Annotated in this window: 17 protein-coding genes; 14 read left to right on the plus strand and 3 right to left on the minus strand. The window is 41.7% G+C overall.

Annotated elements, in window-relative coordinates:
• The first annotated feature begins 245 nt into the window (after positions 1–245).
• From Q4A89_RS01295 to Q4A89_RS01360, 14 genes are all read left to right on the plus strand, one after another.
• A complete protein-coding gene (locus Q4A89_RS01295) occupies positions 246–542 on the plus strand; it encodes a hypothetical protein (RefSeq protein WP_303183138.1) in 297 nt (98 codons plus the stop codon).
• Complete coding sequence (locus Q4A89_RS01300) at positions 539–1,072, plus strand: hypothetical protein (RefSeq protein ID WP_303183140.1); 534 nt, start codon at positions 539–541, stop codon at positions 1,070–1,072. Before Q4A89_RS01295 ends, Q4A89_RS01300 begins: the two co-directional genes overlap by 4 nt.
• 145 nt (positions 1,073–1,217) lie before the next feature.
• Positions 1,218–2,438 carry a tail fiber domain-containing protein gene (locus Q4A89_RS01305; RefSeq protein ID WP_303183141.1) on the plus strand — a complete coding sequence of 407 codons (1,221 nt, stop codon included), beginning with the start codon at positions 1,218–1,220 and terminating at the stop codon, positions 2,436–2,438.
• 21 nt (positions 2,439–2,459) lie between these two features.
• Positions 2,460–2,933 carry a hypothetical protein gene (locus Q4A89_RS01310; protein WP_303183143.1) on the plus strand — a complete coding sequence of 158 codons (474 nt, stop codon included), beginning with the start codon at positions 2,460–2,462 and terminating at the stop codon, positions 2,931–2,933.
• A gap of 61 nt (positions 2,934–2,994) precedes the next feature.
• Positions 2,995–9,057 carry an FG-GAP-like repeat-containing protein gene (locus Q4A89_RS01315; protein WP_303183144.1) on the plus strand — a complete coding sequence of 2,021 codons (6,063 nt, stop codon included), beginning with the start codon at positions 2,995–2,997 and terminating at the stop codon, positions 9,055–9,057.
• A 6-nt stretch (positions 9,058–9,063) separates the two neighbouring features.
• Positions 9,064–9,468, plus strand: a complete 405-nt coding sequence (locus tag Q4A89_RS01320) for a barstar family protein (protein WP_303183146.1) — start codon at positions 9,064–9,066, stop codon at positions 9,466–9,468.
• 22 nt (positions 9,469–9,490) lie between these two features.
• The gene (locus tag Q4A89_RS01325) at positions 9,491–11,095 is read left to right on the plus strand and encodes an RHS repeat domain-containing protein (protein ID WP_303183147.1); all 1,605 of its coding nucleotides are present in this window, start codon (positions 9,491–9,493) and stop codon (positions 11,093–11,095) included.
• 344 nt (positions 11,096–11,439) lie between these two features.
• Positions 11,440–11,850 carry a hypothetical protein gene (locus Q4A89_RS01330; RefSeq protein WP_303183149.1) on the plus strand — a complete coding sequence of 137 codons (411 nt, stop codon included), beginning with the start codon at positions 11,440–11,442 and terminating at the stop codon, positions 11,848–11,850.
• Between the two features lie 115 nt (positions 11,851–11,965).
• Positions 11,966–12,409, plus strand: a complete 444-nt coding sequence (locus Q4A89_RS01335; RefSeq protein WP_074449895.1) for a hypothetical protein — start codon at positions 11,966–11,968, stop codon at positions 12,407–12,409.
• Positions 12,410–12,540: 131 nt separating this feature from the next.
• Positions 12,541–13,350 carry a hypothetical protein gene (locus tag Q4A89_RS01340; protein WP_303183150.1) on the plus strand — a complete coding sequence of 270 codons (810 nt, stop codon included), beginning with the start codon at positions 12,541–12,543 and terminating at the stop codon, positions 13,348–13,350.
• 31 nt (positions 13,351–13,381) lie between these two features.
• On the plus strand, positions 13,382–13,843 hold the full coding sequence (locus Q4A89_RS01345) for a hypothetical protein (RefSeq protein ID WP_303183151.1): 462 nt from the start codon (positions 13,382–13,384) through the stop codon (positions 13,841–13,843).
• A gap of 236 nt (positions 13,844–14,079) precedes the next feature.
• The gene (locus Q4A89_RS01350; protein WP_303183152.1) at positions 14,080–14,661 is read left to right on the plus strand and encodes a hypothetical protein; all 582 of its coding nucleotides are present in this window, start codon (positions 14,080–14,082) and stop codon (positions 14,659–14,661) included.
• 30 nt (positions 14,662–14,691) lie between these two features.
• The gene (locus tag Q4A89_RS01355) at positions 14,692–14,919 is read left to right on the plus strand and encodes a hypothetical protein (protein WP_014225205.1); all 228 of its coding nucleotides are present in this window, start codon (positions 14,692–14,694) and stop codon (positions 14,917–14,919) included.
• Positions 14,919–15,359: a nucleoside deaminase gene (locus tag Q4A89_RS01360; RefSeq protein WP_303183154.1), complete on the plus strand. Its 441-nt coding sequence runs from the start codon at positions 14,919–14,921 to the stop codon at positions 15,357–15,359. Before Q4A89_RS01355 ends, Q4A89_RS01360 begins: the two co-directional genes overlap by 1 nt.
• 10 nt (positions 15,360–15,369) lie before the next feature.
• On the opposite strand, the gene Q4A89_RS01365 is transcribed toward Q4A89_RS01360, so the two are convergent.
• The 3 genes from Q4A89_RS01365 to trmD all read right to left on the minus strand — a co-directional run bounded on the left by Q4A89_RS01365 (position 15,370) and on the right by trmD (position 18,678).
• Positions 15,370–16,971, minus strand: a complete 1,602-nt coding sequence (locus Q4A89_RS01365) for a DUF6377 domain-containing protein (protein ID WP_303183155.1) — start codon at positions 16,969–16,971, stop codon at positions 15,370–15,372.
• A 93-nt stretch (positions 16,972–17,064) separates the two neighbouring features.
• Entirely contained in the window at positions 17,065–17,970 is a 906-nt protein-coding gene (locus tag Q4A89_RS01370; protein ID WP_303183156.1) for a CPBP family intramembrane glutamic endopeptidase, read from the minus strand.
• Between the two features lie 33 nt (positions 17,971–18,003).
• Positions 18,004–18,678 (minus strand): tRNA (guanosine(37)-N1)-methyltransferase TrmD, encoded by a 675-nt coding sequence (trmD, locus tag Q4A89_RS01375; RefSeq protein WP_303183162.1) that lies wholly within the window; start codon positions 18,676–18,678, stop codon positions 18,004–18,006.
• Positions 18,679–18,787: the final 109 nt, after the last annotated feature.

Genomic DNA, 18,787 nt, shown 5'->3' on the forward strand with positions numbered 1-18,787 from the left:
TTTTCCGGCTCTATATCTCTCAATAATTAAATTATAAAGAGTTTAATTATGATATAATCGAATAGCTATCATGTGAAATTAATAACAAGTCAAAATATAAATTCAACTTTTATACGCTAAAAGAAATCTTTTTCTTTAATTTGCATTGAAGTGTTATATTTTATAGATCAAAGCCTGAAAATTTGTTTTTCTAAATTTATTTATCATCTTTGCAGCGATAACTATGTTAAACACATCATTGAGATATGAGCCAAAAAAACATTTATTTGTTTTTATGTCTTTTCTTTTTTATTGAAGCATATGCTCAAGAAAGAGAAAGACATATGATTAATCGATTCGGAGGTAGTTTTATGCAGATATTGGTGAGTGCAACTACTATCACAAGCATCAAAGAAGTAAGCAAGGGGCCACTGCAAAGTTCTTTTTTGCGTTTAAATATAATAAGTCTGAATTTAGACGAAAAGCAATTTTATCATGATAGAGAACAATATAGTACCTTAGAGAAAAAAACAGGCAAAATATTATTTGGGCTTTCGGAATGACGGTCATTGCTTTCTTTTTAGCAATGATTGCCATAAAAGTTTCTTTAATAAATCGCCGATTAAAGTGTGTCCATATAAAATATATCGAACAAAATCAACGATTACGAGAATGGTTGAAAGAATTAAGGATATGTGAAAGGCAAACACGAAAACGTTTATGTGAAATAGAAGAACAAATGAAGCAGCAGCAGATAGAAAATAAGATAGAAAATGAGCCTATTTTATCGAAATTCCATCATTCCGGAGAATGGAGACCGATAGATGAAGATTGGAAGATGCTTACACAAATTGTTGATAAAACATATAATGGATTTACTTATCGCTTGAAGGTAATTGCTCCTTCTCTTGAAGAACGCGATATCAGGGCATGTTTGTTACTTAAAATCGGAGTCAGAAGAAGAAATATGGCTCCTTTGCTTTTTATGACGGAATCCGGTGTATCCATGCATCATGTTCGGTTGTATAAAAAGATAACCGGTCAAACAACAAAATCATCAATACCTTTACATGACTTTATACGGGATTTCTAAAGCTATGTGGACTGTCACAAAAAAATCACATATTGTCAGGATGTAAATATGACATTTTTGTGACAGTCTTTTCTTGTTGAAAAAATGACATAACCATTAAGTTTGCAAGAGTATTTATTTTATCAATAATTAAAATAGTGAAAAAATGAAAAAGATTATTGGCATTACATTTTTATGTATTTTTTCTTCCACATTGTTTGCTCAGTTAAAGGTTTCGCATGATGGAAAGGTAAGTATTGGAATTACTCAGGCCCCCGTCTCTAATTTTGCTGTAGGCGCACCGGGATATCCTCATATGCGAAATATATTTGAAAGTGATATGGTAACGATGATTATTAATGGAAAAGGAAAGAGTCCTTATCATCTAAACTATTGGGGTACGGCGCTTATGGCTAGGAATGTGGTTTCATCTGCTCGTGGAGATATAGGGATTGATTGCGCTGTATCAAGTCCTTCTGCATTAAATTCGGGCCGAGCTATTGGGATTGTTGGTACGGCCGCCAATGCGACACCCGGTTATAATTATGGAGTAATCGGTAATCTGAACGGAAGCAATAATGGTACAGGAATTTTAGGAACAATCGGAACGCTTCAAGGTATTTATATTGACGGAAAGTATGCCGGATATTTCAATGGTAATGTAAAGGTCACAGGAACAATTATTGGTACGGTAACAGGTAATTCGGATATCCGTTATAAACAAAACGTAGAAGAAATAGGTAGTAATGGTATAGTTTCTGCTTTGGGGAAGCATCAATATTCCGTTTTGGATAAGATCACGGCTCTCCGTCCGATATCATATAATTATAAACAAGTCTATTTTGAACCACAAAGCGATACGTTGAAATCGAATAAGCGAGGTTTATTTGATGAACATTCTCTAATGTTCCGGAAAAAACATTTCGGATTGGCTGCTCAAGAGTTGCAAAAAATATATCCTGAGTTGGTTTATGAAGAAGATAATGGTTATTTATCGGTTAATTACATTGAAATTATTCCTCTTCTGATACAATCCATTAAAGAGTTAAAGGCAGAAGTCGATCGTTTATCATTCGGCTCTATACGATTACAGTCCGGCATGTTATCCGATGAAATCTCTGATATTTCCAATCCCGTGTTGTATCAAAATGCTCCCAATCCATTTACGGACCATACGGAGATCAAATTTTCATTACCTGAAAGTATTCGTAATGCTTCCATTTGTATTTTCAATATGCAGGGTAATATGGTAAAGCAAATATCCATAAATAGTGATCAGCATTCAGTTATTGTGGATGGGCTTAAATTAGGCCCGGGAATGTATCTATATTCTCTGATTGCAGAAGGGAAGCTTGTTGATACAAAACGAATGATTTTAACTAAATAGCGGAATGAAAGTGATAAGGCTATGAAAATAAATGTATTTATAAGAAAGTATACCTTCCTTATTTCTTTTGCATTTATTGTTTGTCGATTTTCTGCGCAACAAGATCAAAAAAAAGAAATAGAAAAGGATCGTACCGTAAAACAGGAAGTAGATAGCAGCTCAACGGTCATACAACTCAGGTCGTGTGTTAACAGTTTTACCAATCAAACCATTTCATCTTATCAGACCGTATATGGTTGTAATAGTCTAACAGTTACTAATGTGAAGGTATTGAGTGGGGGAAATTTATCTCTCATGGCACCGGGTGAAATAATTATCAATGGAGTTTTCGATGTGATGAAAGGAGGAGTATTGAATGTCGGTACCACAGTAAATCCTCCTCCTCCTCCCCCGCCTGCACCATCCACTTTCCAATACTTGTATGATGCATCCGGTAATCGGGTTGCTCGCCGTCTTGGTTCTGTAAAAAGAACTGAAAATGAATATAACAGATGAAAAAAAATATTGGAATACATACGTGAAAAACTTTTCATTCATTGATTTTATTAGAACAAATATGAAACCAATAACGATAACTATTTATATAATATGTAGCTGCCTTATCCTTGGAGTGACAGGATATGCACAGAAGACGAATGTTTATACAGCAGAGAGCGAGGCTTCTTCGGACAATTATAATCCATCCGGATATCGTATATGGGGAAACTATCATAATGAGACAGATGATGCTAATGAGTTGGATGCTTGGCAACTTCCTTCTTTCTATTACAATATGTTAAAACCTCAATTGAAAAATAAATATCCGCGGGACGAGAAAAGAACCTTTTCACCTGCCTCATTGTCAAGAGGTATGGCTGTCGGTTCGACAGTTGGTATGGCCGAAATTACTCTTACAGGAGCAGCCAGCTATAGTGTTCCAATCGAAGTGCCGGAAGGTATTAACGGATTTAAGCCTGATATATCTGTGCGGTATAGTAGTCAATCGGGTATCGGTTTATTGGGATACGGATGGAATCTGTCGGCATTTTCTATCATATCACGCAGTGGTAAAACATTTTATCATGATGGTATGTCAAAAGCTCCCACCTTATCGCATGAAGATAATGTGGTGTTGGACGGACAGAGGCTGATGTTGATTTCCGGACAGAATCTGATGAACGGAGCTAAATACAGGCTGGAAAATGATCCGACGGTAGATATTACCTATAAAATAATCGGTTCATTTCAGGGGTTTACAGTAAAAAGTAAAGATGGAACAATAAGAGAATTTGGTGTAACTTCAGATTCAAACATCGAAACTTCAGATGGTACTGCTTTGTTTTGGCTGTTATCTCGAGTGATTGATAAACAGGGAAATGTGATTTCGTATCAATATGAAGAAGTAATAAACAATGGAGAGTTTTATCTAAATCGTATAGAATATGCATCCGGACGCAGTATTCGGTTTTCATACGAAACAAGAAAAGATAAGCAAACAGGATATTATGCAGGAGCGGTATTAAACAGCAACAAAATTCTGAAAAATATATCTACCTATATCGGTCAGATGCAGCTTAAGCAATATCAGTTTAATTATAATACGTACGAGAACGGTCTTTATACCCAGCTGACGGAAATTATTGAGAGCGGACAAAATGGCCAAAAATATAATCCGACCCGCATATATTATGGATATCCGGATTCGTATAAAAATGAATATATTGCTGCTTTGTCGGAACAACGAAAAGGAAATAAGCCGCTGTTTGCCGATTTTAACGGAGATGGCCGTATGGATTTTCTGTCGTATCCGGAAGAGTTATCGGGTAATTCTAAGGAAGATGTAGCCACCTTGTTTTTATCGCTTCATGGAATTGGCGAAACTTATTTTGCCAAGAAGTGTACGATTCCGATACGTGCTTTCGGAGAATTTCGATATTTTATGTTGGCAGACGTAAACGGCGATAAGAAAATGGATGTAATTCATGTTTCCAGAGCGCACAATGGAACGGAACGCTATAATTATTATGTGTTTGACGGAGAGAAGCTTGTATATCAATATAAAGGATTTAATACGAATGGAAATGAGGCATTTGTCGGAGATTTTGATGGAGATGGGAGGCATGATATTTTAATTAAAAACAATTCGAAGGTATTTGATGGCGAAGGACGTGAAATTGCCTCAGGGGGTATTACCGACTGGGGATCGGATTACATTAAATATTATTATCCGAACAGTAGGTATATATGTGATTTGAATGGAAACGGAAAGTCGGAATTATTGGTAATCGACAGGCATGGGGCTAAAGTTTATGAGTTGAATGGAAGACAGTTTGTGGAATTGTCGGAATTCAGGACTTCACAGATAAAAAATTACTATTTTCCTTATTTTGGCGACTTTAACGGAGACGGTAAAACAGACATTTTGATACAGCGATGGCATCAGGGAGATTATGACGATGTAAGTATTCTGTTTTCAACCGGAAAAGGATATGTAAAACAGGACGTTTTAAATGCTGATATTCGGGCTAAGGTATTTGTGGCAGACTTTAATAGAGATGGGAAATCGGATATTTTTCATATGCAGATCGTAGATAATGTTGTCAGAATGAAGGTGGGAATTTTTCATGGAAATGGCTTTCATACCACTTATCACTCATCGAATTTACGACCTGGAGACGTCTATTTATCATATAATAATATCGAATATGATGATTATCTGTTTCAGGTGGCTGATTTTGACGGCGATGGTCGATCGGAATTCTGCTGTGCCCGTTATATGAATACTTACATTATCAGGTCTTTTTCTGATCCTCAGAATCTGCTTGTAGAAACAATCTCGAATGGATTAGGAGCATATACTTCATTTCAGTACGCACCGATAACAAGTAATTCCGTTTGTGCCGTCACGGGAAATAACGAATCTTTTCCCGTAATCAACAGTCGATACCCTTTATATGTAGTCAGCAATATCACACAGAGTACAGGGGCTTATTCCGAAGCAACAAGGTATCGATATAAAGACCCTCGTACCCATGTGCAGGGGAAAGGGTTCCTGGGATTCGGAGAAGTAGAAGCAATTGATGATAATAAAGACCGAAAAGTAATTACTACATACGGATATGAGAAGGATTATTTTTATCCTTTTATTAAGGAACAGAAGATCATGACACGTTCCGGAATGAAAATTTCTACTTCGGTATATGAAAATTCATATGTCTATAATGGTTCCAAACGAGTTGTCCCCTATGTGCGGAAAAGTACGACCACCGATCATCTGACAGGAGTGGTGAAGACTGCTGAATGCACTCAAATCGATACATGGGCTAACCCGTTAAGCATTGTTACACGCCATGGAAATGATGTGACTGAAACGGTCACTGCATCTTATATTAACCGTGAAGCAGAGAACCTGTGGATAATCGGTCTGCCTCAATCTGTGGAAAAAAGAGTAACCAAAGAGACGGGAACATGGATAGACAAGCAGGTATTTACGTATAATGCCGGATATTTGCCCCGGAAAATAGTCAATTTTACAGGGGATGGGAACAAACAGACATCTGAAGATGTTTTTGATTATGACAGATACGGAAATATGATTACGCATTCGACACGTGCCTATGCATCGCCTCATGTATTGACAACCAGAACGGAATATTCGTCCGACGGTCTGTATATGCTTAGAACCATCGACCCGTTGTCGAGAGTAACGACTCATACCTACAATTCGTCAGGGCAGCTTGCTTCAACAAAAGATTTTTTGAATACTACGACTGCGTATGAATATGATGGTATGGGAAGATTGGTAAAAACCGTCTATCCGGATCAAACCCAGTCGTCGGTTGTTTATTCATGGGAAAATGCTGTTGTAAACAGCGTGTATGGCATGACGGAGACGCTCACGGGAAAACCGGAACGAAAAATATATTTCGATGCCTTCGGAAGAAAAGTAAGAGAGTGCATCCGCCAAACGGATGGACAGGACGTATGTACGGATACGAAATATGATAATGCCGGCCGCATCTCTCAGGAATCATTGCCTTTTAAAGGAGGTGCCGCTTCAAAATGGAATACTTATGGATATGACAGCTACGGCCGACTTTCCCAACAGACCCATGCTTCCGGAAAAACGACGACTTATACGTATGCCGGAAACAGTATTACGGAAACAAAAAACGGGATATCTCATAAAAGTGTCTATAATGCAATGGGTGAACAGGTCAGTGTTACGGATCCTGCCGGTACGATTACTTATACGTTGCGTCCCGATGGCCAGCCGGTAACGATCACAGCTCCGGGAAATGTTAAAACAACCTTTTCTTATGACGCTTACGGGCGGCAGACAGCCATACATGATCCGAGTGCCGGTAATCGCACCTTCGTTTACGATGCTTCAGGCAATCTTCAACGCGAAACGGATGCCGACAATCGTGTCAAGACGATGAGTTATGACGTATATGGGAGGCTTACGTCGAAGGTGTTACCCGAGTTTACTACCTCGTATGCATATAACGGCTATGGACAACTGACGACGGAGAGTTCAAACAATGGAATATCATCCGTATACGAATATGACAGTTACGGAAGATTGGCTAAAGAGCGCAATAATGCCCCCGACGGTAAATGGCTTGAAAAGACATATACGTATACCGCAGGGAATCTTGCGTCTGTTCGCTACGCTTCACAGTCGGGGGCTATCGGTACGGAAGCATATACCTACTCGCATGGCCATATGAACGGTATCCATTGGGAAAGCAGCCCTGTATGGAAGCTCAATGCGGAAAATCCGTTCAGCCAGCCTTTGTCGGTTACGACAGGGCCGGTAACGCGTACTTATACGTACGATGTCTATGGGATTCCGACGGGACGGACCGCTCAATCGCCAGCCGGGGGTACGTTCTTGAATTCCACCTACGGTTTTGATGTGTCGAGGGGGAATCTGACTTATCGGAAAGATAACCGGAGGAACAAACAGGAAAACTTTACGTACGACAATCTGAATCGTCTGAAAACGTATGGAGGCATCGTTATGGATTATGACCCGAAAGGGAATATTACGAAAAAAGGCGATGTGGGTACATTCCATTATCAGACGCCGGATAAGCCTTACGCTCTCTCCGGTGCGGATATAGGCACAAATAAAGTAATCCCTCCGAGAGAGCAGACTATAAGATATACTTCATTTGATCGACCGTCCGTCATTACCGAAAACGGCTACGAAGCCTCGTTTATATATAATGCCTCGGGCGATCGCCAAAAGATGACGGTAAAGAAAGGGGGCAAACCGCTCTATACGCGTTACTACCTTGGCGGCCGTTACGAAACGGACGTTATGGGGAATTCTCAAAAACACCGGCTTTATATCGGCGGGGATGCTTATACGGCTCCGGCCGTGTATATGAATACGGGGAACGGTTGGGCGCTGTATTATATCTGTCGGGATTATCTTGGTAATATGACTCATCTTGTAAACGGTAACGGTACGGTTGTTCAGGAGCTGAGTTATGATGCGTGGGGACGTTTGCGTAATCCGGAGACGCATGTCGTCTATCTTCCCGACAACGAGACGGAATTAATGCTTGGGCGTGGTTATACGGGTCATGAACATCTTCCGATGTTCGGGTTGATCAATATGAACGCCCGTTTATATGATCCCGTTCTCGGCCGCTTTCTTAGTCCCGACCCATACGTGCAGATGCCGGACTTTTCGCAGAACTTCAACCGGTACTCGTATTGTTTGAATAATCCGCTGGTGTATGTGGATGAAAGTGGGGAATATGCCATTATTGATGATATAATAGCAGCTGTTATTGGTGGTGTCGTCAATTTGGCTGTGAATATTGTTCAGGGAAATATAAAAGGGGATTTTTGGACTGTATTAGGCCATGGTGCTGCCGCATTTGGTTCGGGTGCTGTTGCGGGATTTGGTGCGTTATATCCTGAATTTGGAGGCTGGATATGGGGAGGAGCAACCGTTGGCGCCACAAATGCTTGGTTAGGAGGAGCAAAAGGATGGGATATAGCAATAGGAGGCGGTGTTGGGATCGTTTCTTCGTATGCAGGAGGTATTGCTGGACAATGGGGAGCAAAATACCTCGGGGGGGCTATTATAAATGGAACAAACATTAGTAGTCCTGTGCTGCAAGGAGCAATAACGGGGACAATTGGAGGAGCAACAGGAGGATATGCAGGTGGATTTACTACAAATCTAATTTTGACCGGAAGCATAAAAGAAGCAAATCAAGCAGGGTTAAATGGAGCAATATTCGGAGCTCCTATAGGTGGAGTTTCAGGTTCGATATCTGCTATAAAGTATGCTCACAAAAATAATGTTAATCCGTGGACGGGAGAAGTTTTGGATGTAAAATCTACATTAATTGAAATTACTGCCAAAGACTTAAACCTTTCTTCAACGGTAGAGCGTATAAAAAATGGAGAAACCGTTCCTTATAGCCACGACGGTACTATTTTTAACAATAGAGAAAGTATTTTGCCTCAAAGAGTAGAAGGGTTCTATAAAGAGTATGTTCATCCTACTCCAGGAATTAGGGGACCAGGGGCGCAACGTATAGTTATAGGAGGAGGTAATGAATGGTATTATTCTCCTGATCATTATAAAACTTTTATTCGATTTAAGCCTTGAAATATAATGAAGAAAAATGAATACTTTTTGTATCACAGCTGTCTTTCTGAAATTGACTCAAGTAATTCTTGTTCTGTGTATGTGGATGATATAAAAAATAAGACGGAGATTTTTAGTCTATATTATCAATCTTTTAAGTTCCCCGATTATTTTGGATTTAATTGGGATGCGTTGACGGATTCTTTGTGTTATTTAGATGTTTGGTTGTTAGAAAAAAAGATTATTGTCATTCATAAGAAACTTCCTCAGCTAGGAGAAAAAGATTTTAAAATCTATATTTCTGTACTATACGATGTGTGTGAATTTTGGGCAAAACATCCCGATGTCATAGAGTTTAAGGTTTATTTTCCTATTGAATACAAAAGTATTATTCAAGAAACTCTGAGAAATATAAATTCTCGTTTTGGATAGATAATGTAGTTTCAAGTAGCAAATGCAACTATTAACGGAATCGGCAGGCATTGATTTCTTCGGACAAAGGAAGAGAAAGCACTTCTCTATCCTTTGTTCTGAAGGAATAAAATCTCAATCGCCAGCCGGGGGTACGTTCTTGAATTCCACCTACGGTTTTGATGTGGCGAGGGGGAATCTGACTTATCGGAAAGATAACCGGAGGAACAAACAGGAAAATTTTACGTACGACAATCTGAATCGTCTGAAAACGTATGGAGGCATCGTTATGGATTATGACCCGAAAGGGAATATTACGAAAAAAGGCGATGTGGGTACATTCCATTATCAGACGCCGGATAAGCCTTACGCTCTCTCCGGTGCGGATATAGGCACAAATAAAGTAATCCCTCCGAGAGAGCAGACTATAAGATATACTTCATTTGATCGACCGTCCGTCATTACCGAAAACGGCTACGAAGCCTCGTTTATATATAATGCCTCGGGCGATCGCCAAAAGATGACGGTAAAGAAAGGGGGCAAACCGCTCTATACGCGTTACTACCTTGGCGGCCGTTACGAAACGGACGTTATGGGGAATTCTCAAAAACACCGGCTTTATATCGGCGGGGATGCTTATACGGCTCCGGCCGTGTATATGAATACGGGGAACGGTTGGGCGCTGTATTATATCTGTCGGGATTATCTTGGTAATATGACTCATCTTGTAAACGGTAACGGTACGGTTGTTCAGGAGCTGAGTTATGATGCGTGGGGACGTTTGCGTAATCCGGAGACGCATGTCGTCTATCTTCCCGACAACGAGACGGAATTAATGCTTGGGCGTGGTTATACGGGTCATGAACATCTTCCGATGTTCGGGTTGATCAATATGAACGCCCGTTTATATGATCCCGTTCTCGGCCGCTTTCTTAGTCCCGACCCATACGTGCAGATGCCGGACTTTTCGCAGAACTTCAACCGGTACTCGTATTGTTTGAATAATCCGCTGGTGTATGTGGATCAAGATGGAGAGATAGCCTGGTTCGTCCCTGTTATTGTGGGGGCAGTGATAGGTGCTTATAGTGGAGGGGTTATTGCTAACGAAGGTCAATATAACCCTGTAAAATGGGATTACAACTCAGGTAAAACTTGGGGCTATATGCTTGGTGGTGCTGTTGTAGGCGGTATAAGTGGTTCTCTCGGTTGGGCAGTCTCAATTTCGGGTATGCCAATGGCAAACACAGCGGGAATAATGTTTGCTTCGTTTGTAAATTCTGTTGGCACGCATATTTACACAGGAGGGCAAACACCAGTTTCAATGAGTTTAGGTGTTGCCTCTTATGATTTTACGAATGGTTCTTTTGGCCATCTTGGTAAAAAAAGAAACAAGTGGTATGAAAACTTGGGATATGGATTAGGGGCAATGGCGAATTTGAGTGATATATTAATGGGCTTTAAACCTCAAAAAGTTGATTTGGTTACTGAAAATTCAGATGCGATAGGTCATTCCGCTATTGTTAAACACGGTACAAGAACAGGAATCAAGGGCAAAACAGATATAATTGGATTAATATCAGTGGGACCTGATTGGGATAATGCAAAGAATAATGCTACATGGCATTGGATGCGAGGTAAGAACAGATGATCAACTTATTCAGCAAAAGAGAACTCACGATGGATACAGTCTCTTGATGTAAACTATGATACTATCAACAGTTATTCTAATTGGCTTAACAAAATGGAAAGTGCAGGTAAGCTTGTTTATAGTTTAGAACTAAGTAGTTGTGTAACTCATACCTCATTAGCTCTCAATATGTCAAATATTTTTAATATAGGTATACACCCGTATTTACTTCATGCTCAAATGTACTTATGGGATAATGGAATTAGACTTTAGTCACTTAATCATTTTTTTAATCATTAGTTATGTACTCAATGAAAAAATATATCGTATCTCTATGCTTTTTGTTGTTGATAATAAGGCCTAATATGTTAGCACAAGTTTACCATATGCAGCAGAGGGGTTTTAAAAATATCCCCGACAGTGTATCAAATAATATTAATAAAATGGGGATAGATGACAATCCATTGCTTACAGAATTAGAGGGAGAATATTCCAATGCTCTTTATCAGGTGCCAGACAAGGAATTTAATTTATCAGGTAAAAAAGTGGCTTTTTTTACAGGTAGTCTTGGCAAAACAGAAAGCAATAAGGTACGGTATTTTATAATCGAAAGAGATAGATTGGAGTGTAATTATTCCCCAAGTATTGGTACATTATACATTTTTAATGCCCAACAAAAAGCCAAGAGTGGAGGGTATGATGCAGCGATTGTGTATTGGAGTAAAAAATTACTTACGATAGAAGAGGTTGTTAAGAGGCTGAAGAGAAAATATTAAGTGGTAAATTTATATTGGGTGTACCCATATTTGCTTTATGCTCAAATGTATTTGTGGAGTAGGGGAATAAAAGCTGATTTATACTTGTATTATTTAAGAAATTCATATAGAAATAATGAACACACTAATTTTTATTTTGTTAGCTATGCTAACTTCTTCGAATGAACTAGAGGCTCAATTACCTCAAACGTCGATAATTGAGGGTGATGTATATATATATGATTACGCGATGAAAAAACATAATCAAGCACATATCGGATTTATCGTTATAAATAATGACTTAATTGTTCAAGACATTTCTTTTACAGTAAATTTCTCAAAAGGTAAAGTGAAAAATGTATGTAGAAGAGATCATGTAGTAACAAAGATACTTCGATATTCAAAAAGAGAAGACGGTAATATCTTGACTGAAAGAAATGCGTTTTTATGCTATAACAGTGAGAATTTTATTCGCGGAGAAAGACAAATACCAGACTATATTTATAAAATGATTTCCTCATCTTTTTTGGAAATGACCAATAAGGAACGGTTAAATATGTTAAATGAACTTTCAATGTAAAATAGGCAGGTGTGGACTCTGAAAATTTATGCCTTTATAGTCTCAACTAATGAATGCAACTTTTTTTAAATTTGCATTCAAGTATTGCATTTGTGCGTTGAAACGATACATTTTTATTTATCCGTTTTAATATGAAAGCGATAAGATTATATATTGGTTTGTGCATGTTTTTAGGCTTTAATGCACTTGTATCATCTCAGAGTGTAAGTATTGAATTATCGGCAAAATGGGTCAAAGGATACGATGTTTTCAAGAAAGATTCGATCATATACTTTCCTGAACTAATGATCACGTATAGAAATATATCGGATACGAGTTTTTATTTTCAGAAAGTCTCGGATAGTCGTTATGGATTACCCTCTTTGCCTGCAGCTGGGTTATTACAATACCCAATTGAAGAATTTTTGAATCCTAATTATTTCAAAAGGGCAAAAATGCATGGTGATTACACAGGTGAACATTACAAAGTAGAAATTGGAGATAATTTATTTTCTAAAGGTTGGATTGCTATAAATGACACATGTAATATAGAAGTTGAACACGAAATTGACATGATAAACTCTGCATTGCAGAATATTTATGAATATATCTATCGAGAGAATTACAAGCCAATGGATACTCGCGACGAGTTCAAATTGTATTACACGATATCGGATATGGTACCGGAGGTCATATTAACTAAGTACAAAGACAAATTTGTTTTTTTAAAACCGGGAGAGAGCTGTACAGATACGTATAACCTTATCGGATTTAAATTGTTAAAAGGCTCCTTTACTTTCTATATACGTCCACATTTGCTGCCTTATGTCTATACTGCTCCGATTTGGGACAGTCATCAATCGCAATACGCTGAAAGAAAGGTTTTATTACCTCAAATCGTGGGAGGGTATACATTATATTCCGGCAATTTTTACTCTAATAAAATAACAATGACCTTTTAAATTTGAAGTCGTCAATCAAACAAATATGCATATGAAGCAAGACAATCCGCTGGTAATTATTTATGCACTATGTTTTATGCTAATACTCTTTTTGATATCTGCATGCAAAGAGCCATATAGAGAGTATTTTATAGGTAAGTGGACCTCGTCCGATTATGAAACGGAATTATATATAAAGTCTGATAGTTCTTTTATTGCTAAGAATTTTATTATTAATACAGTTGATGATAAAACCAAAAGAATAGATGGAAAAGGTATTTGGAGAGTATTTAAGTTTAATAATGCTTTTAGATTAGAACTTATCTTTTATGAGCCTGAAATAGAATGCAATATATATTTTGACCATAGAGATAATACGTATAAAAAACAATTGCACGGTGAAGAGTTATTTATCGAGAGACAAGTGTTTTTCGGATTAAATAAACCTTGGTATTGTTATCAAGTAATAGGAAATGAGGGTAATGAAAAGAGGTTAGTCTTTAAAAAAGATTAGGCGTTCCAGTGATATAGAGATGTGTGGATTATCTTTAAGTTATAAATTCACTCGTTTAACCTGTCTTCATTTAAGGACAATATTTCTGAATGCTTTTGGATAGTATCAACATCAAATAAATATTCGCCTTGGTCTTGGTGATGTATCTATCGAAAAAACAATTTCATTTCGTGTGTATAACGTAATGTTTGAGCAATTTATTCCTATTTTTGTATCATCAAAAAAAGACGGATAAGATGTATTTGCTTGTATTGATTCAGAATAACGACGAGACGCCGTTGGCATTATTTGAACGGATAGATGACGGGCGAAAATTTGTGCAATCCATCCCCGGTTATCGGAGGTGGGAAGAAGTTTCGGACGATGCGCGATGGGAATACGAGGCCTTCAGTCCTGCGGGATTACCTGATTATATGGAACTTTCGTGTAACGGAAACCGTGTGCCGATTACAAAGTTTATGTTCCGCGACGAAGACGATGTGGAGATTATCTGGCGCGAGATTCCTTCTCTCGATCAACCCGGTCAGGGACTTGTAGACAGTCAGACGCTTGTCGACGCGTACGTCGTAGGAAATCATGAGTTGAAAGCGTATATCACCAAAAGGGAAGACACGTACCGGCGGGTGAAAACGCTTCTTGAAAAGCGGGGCTATCGGGTAGACCGTTCATTTCATGGCTCGCAAGACGGCGAAGCGATCGTCTACCAAAACAACGAAGGCGGCGACTGGCATTTCCTGATGCACATGGATCCGTCTTTTGTCGATGAGGCTCCTGCTGAGGAAGAAGCCTTCGAGAAATGGCTCGACGCGTCTTTGTGATAATGCCCGATTCTTCCTATCTTTGCCCGAATGAAAACGCGTCGTAAAGAAACAGAAACGCACGAAAAGAATCATCGGATACATCGTATTTCGTTTTTACTCAACGAAGACGAGTATAAGGCCGTGGAACGTCATCTGTCGAAATACAAGATCACGAACAAATCGAACTGGTATCGGAAGACGATTCTGAGCCATGTCCTCCGTGTGATGGAAGAAGATTATCCGACGCTCTTCAACGAAAACGAAATGCGCCGGTGATGAATCCGTTTGATGACGTATATTTTATGAAGCAGGCGTTGCTCGAAGCGCGCGAGGCGGCCTCGGAAGGAGAGGTGCCGGTGGGAGCTGTGATTGTTTGCGGCGACCGGATTATCGCGCGTGCCCACAATCAGACGGAACGACTGAACGACCCGACGGCGCATGCCGAGATGCTTGCCGTAACGTCGGCAACGTCGGCGTTAGGAGCCAAGTACCTGACGGATTGCAGGCTGTATGTGACTGTCGAGCCGTGTGTGATGTGCGCGGGAGCGATCGGGTGGGCGCAACTGGCCGTAATCGTTTACGGTGCTCCGGACGAGAAACGCGGTTTTTCACGTTATGCTCCGCAGGCTTTCCACCCCAAAACGGAAGTGCGCAGCGGGATTCTTCAAGAAGAATGCGCAGCCGAGATGCAAGCCTTCTTCCGCAAGCGCCGATAACGTTTTCCCTTCAACCGATCCGCATCACGGCGGCTTCGAACTCGTTTTTATCTCCGACGGCTTTGTTGCGCACCTTACTGCGGTAATTGTAAATCGTTGTCACCGAGTATTGCAGAAATTCGGCGATGCGTGTGCTGTCCGTAATACCGAGGCGGATCAGGGCGAAGATGCGCAGTTCGGTATTGAGCAGATCGCCCGGTTTGGGAGTGATGCGGTCTTTCTCGTTCAGCAGCTTGTTGAAGTCATTCACGAAGCTGGGGAAGAGGCCGAGGAACGTATGATCGAATTCGTTATAAAACTCTTTGCGTTCCGCTTCGATAAACTCGTCCGATTTGATGGCTCTGAAAAGTTCTTCGAGCTTCGAAGTCGAAGCCAGCTTCGTCAGCCGGCGGCGGTATTGGTCGAGCTTGTCGATATACGCCGAGCAGCGGTTGATGTATTGCGCGATATATTCTTCCTTAATCAGGTTGGTCTCTTTGAGGGTGTCGTTGATGGCTTGCAGTTGCCGGTTGGCATCGGCCAGCGCCTGTCGCGCCACGGAAAGTTTCTTCATTTGCCGGTAGACGTAGATAATGGCGGCGAGCAGACAGAGAGCCAGCAGGCTGACGCTGATAAGCAGCAGAGTGATGGTACGTTGTTTCCGTTCGCTTCTGAGACGGTACGCCTTGTCGATGACGGGGAAGATTTCGGCCACTTCGATAGTGCGTGAACGGGCGTTGCACGACTGCGCGTCTTCGAGCGAACATTTCATGTACTCATAAGCGCGGTCGATGTCGCCGTCCTCATACAGCAGAAAGGCAAGTTTCCGCAGCGAAATATATTCTTTTACGGACGATTGCAGGTCGGCGATGGCCGAGCGTGTCAGGTAATATTTCTGGTTCTCGCGGTCACCCTTCTGGGCGTACGCTTCGGAGAGCGTATAGGCCAGAAAGCGTAGTTTTTGTTTGTCGTCGCATTCATCGGCCGGAGTTCTCAGCAGATCGATGGCGGCGTCGTACTGTCCGTGAGCGTTGAGGCGGTCGGCCTCGACAATCAAGTAGTTGATATCGCTTCGGGACATAATAGCCAGCAGTGAATCCCGATAACGGTCGACCGTCCGGAGGTAATCGTTCTTCTCTTCGTTCGTCAGCGCATAGTCTGCCATGTGTCCGTAGAGTGTGCGGCAATGGTGAAAATATCCTTGCCGCAAACTGTCGGGAACTCCCCGATGCGGAAGATGTGCCAATACATCGAGCGCCTCTTTATACATCCCCGTGACGGTCATGACTCCGATGAGATTCATCTGGGTGTCGTATCGAAACCGGCTGTCGGCCAGTAGCGGGAGAAGTTTTTCTTTTTCACGGATGTATTTCAATGCCGAATCCGTCTGATAGGCGATGTACATTTCGTACAGCCGACTGCACAGCCCGAATCGTTCTTCGTCCGAAACGGCTTGACGAAGCCTGTGTTTCAGACTGTCGATTTCTTTTTCCTTCGCGATATGATAGCGACCTCGATGGCTGATGATGCGGTCTAAATGTTTCAACCGACTGCTATGTTCGGCCAAAGAGCCTGCCGCTTGCAGAGAGATCAGGCAGCATAAGGGCAGGATGAGTTGTAAAAAACGTCTCATGTGAATCAGGATCAGTCTAATTTACCCGTAAAAATAAGCGTTTTTTTTGATATATGCCCGAAAGGCAGTGAAAAAAGAGCGTTCGTCCTTTTCCTATCCTTCGGAAGAACGTCCTCCGAGCAGCAGAGTCAGCACGATGGCCACAATGGTGACGGCGCTTGTGATCACGCCCCCTTCCGGCCCGAACGATCCGCCGCTAAGCAGTTCTTTCCCCTCGACGAGGCTCGAAGAGAAGAGGCTTGTTTCCATGATGCTCATCCCGCTCACCGACATACCGTACAGGTTTCCCTGACTGAAGTTCCAAATCGAATGGATGGCGCATGCGCCCCATATATTGCCGGTTCTGAGCATATATACGGCAAGGAAAATACCATATAGCGTGAGATTGACGAAAGCTAAAAGATCAAAGCCCCCGTTAAAGATATGCAGCACGGAGAAGGTGAAGGAACTGATCACGATCGCGGCGATGGCAGGCAGCCGTGTCGACAGGCTCATCATAAAATAACCGCGTGTCAGGATTTCTTCCTGAGCCCCTTGAATCACAAAACCGAAGAAGAAAAGAAGAAGCATGGCGATGCTTGCTGTGCTGTTCAGTCCGTCGAACGTGACGGAGCCGGTGGCGACAAGCGCGAAGTAGACCGTGCTGAAAAATACGAATCCGACGGCCATTCCCTTAAAGTAATGCATCAACGCGTCTTTACGCACAAACCCCATCGAGTACAAACTGCGTCCTTCGGCAAAACGACAGTAGAGCACAACGACAAGCGCGCTAAGGGCACAACTGAACAGGATGACCAATTTTTCGGCATCCATCGCCGAATCGCCGAGAACGTTGGCATCTTTCAGCAGGAAGAAAAGAACGTATGGGAGAATCGTAGGGAGCAGTGAGCCGATGTAAATACCGATAAAAATAAGGATTTGCAACAATGGGTGCGGTTTGAACCGGCTTTCCCGAGCTGCCGCGACGAGCGGATGATGGTTTAGATGGAATCGAATCATGCTATGCTTATGAGTTGTACGTAACACTTTTGTTTATTTGAGCAGGTCGGGACGCAGCAGCTCCGTACGTTCCTGCGCTTGTTGGAGACGCCATTCGGCGATTTTGCGTTCGTGTCCCGATAGTAAGATGTCGGGCACCTTCCAGCCTTTGTATTCCGCCGGCCGTGTATAGACGGGGGGCGCAAGCAACCCGTCTTGAAACGAATCGGAGAGCGCGCTCTGTTCGTCACCGATGACCCCCGGGATGAGCCGGATCGTCGCGTCGGCGATGATGGCTGCCGCCAGCTCGCCCCCTGTCAGCACGTAGTCTCCGACCGAGATTTCCAGGGTGATCAGGTGTTCGCGGATGCGGTAATCGATCCCCTTGTAATGCCCGCAAAGAATAATGATGTTTTGCAGTAGCGACAAGCGGTTGGCCATCGGCTGATCAAACAGTTGTCCATCGGGCGAAGTATAGATCACCTCGTCGTAATCGCGCTCGGCTTTGAGGGCTGTGATCGCACGGTCGACCGGTTCGATCTGCATCACCATGCCGGCCTCGCCGCCGAAAGGGTAATCGTCTACCCGTCGCCATTTGTTCGTCGTGTAGTCGCGCAGGTTATGCAGGTGTATCTCTGCGAGCCGCTTATCCTGCGCCCTTTTCAGAATGGAGCAGCTCACGCATCCGTCAATCATCTCGGGAAGTACGGTCAGAATATCTATTCGCATCGTAAAAACAAGTTTTAGTACAGGCGTTTCCTGAAGCCGGCGAGCATGTTCGGCTACCGGCGTGAAAGCGGCAAAGGTAGGAAAAAATGGCGGTTGGCGGTTGGCGGTT

It is taken from the genome of Tannerella sp. (assembly GCF_030528505.1).
Taxonomy (GTDB): domain Bacteria; phylum Bacteroidota; class Bacteroidia; order Bacteroidales; family Tannerellaceae; genus Tannerella.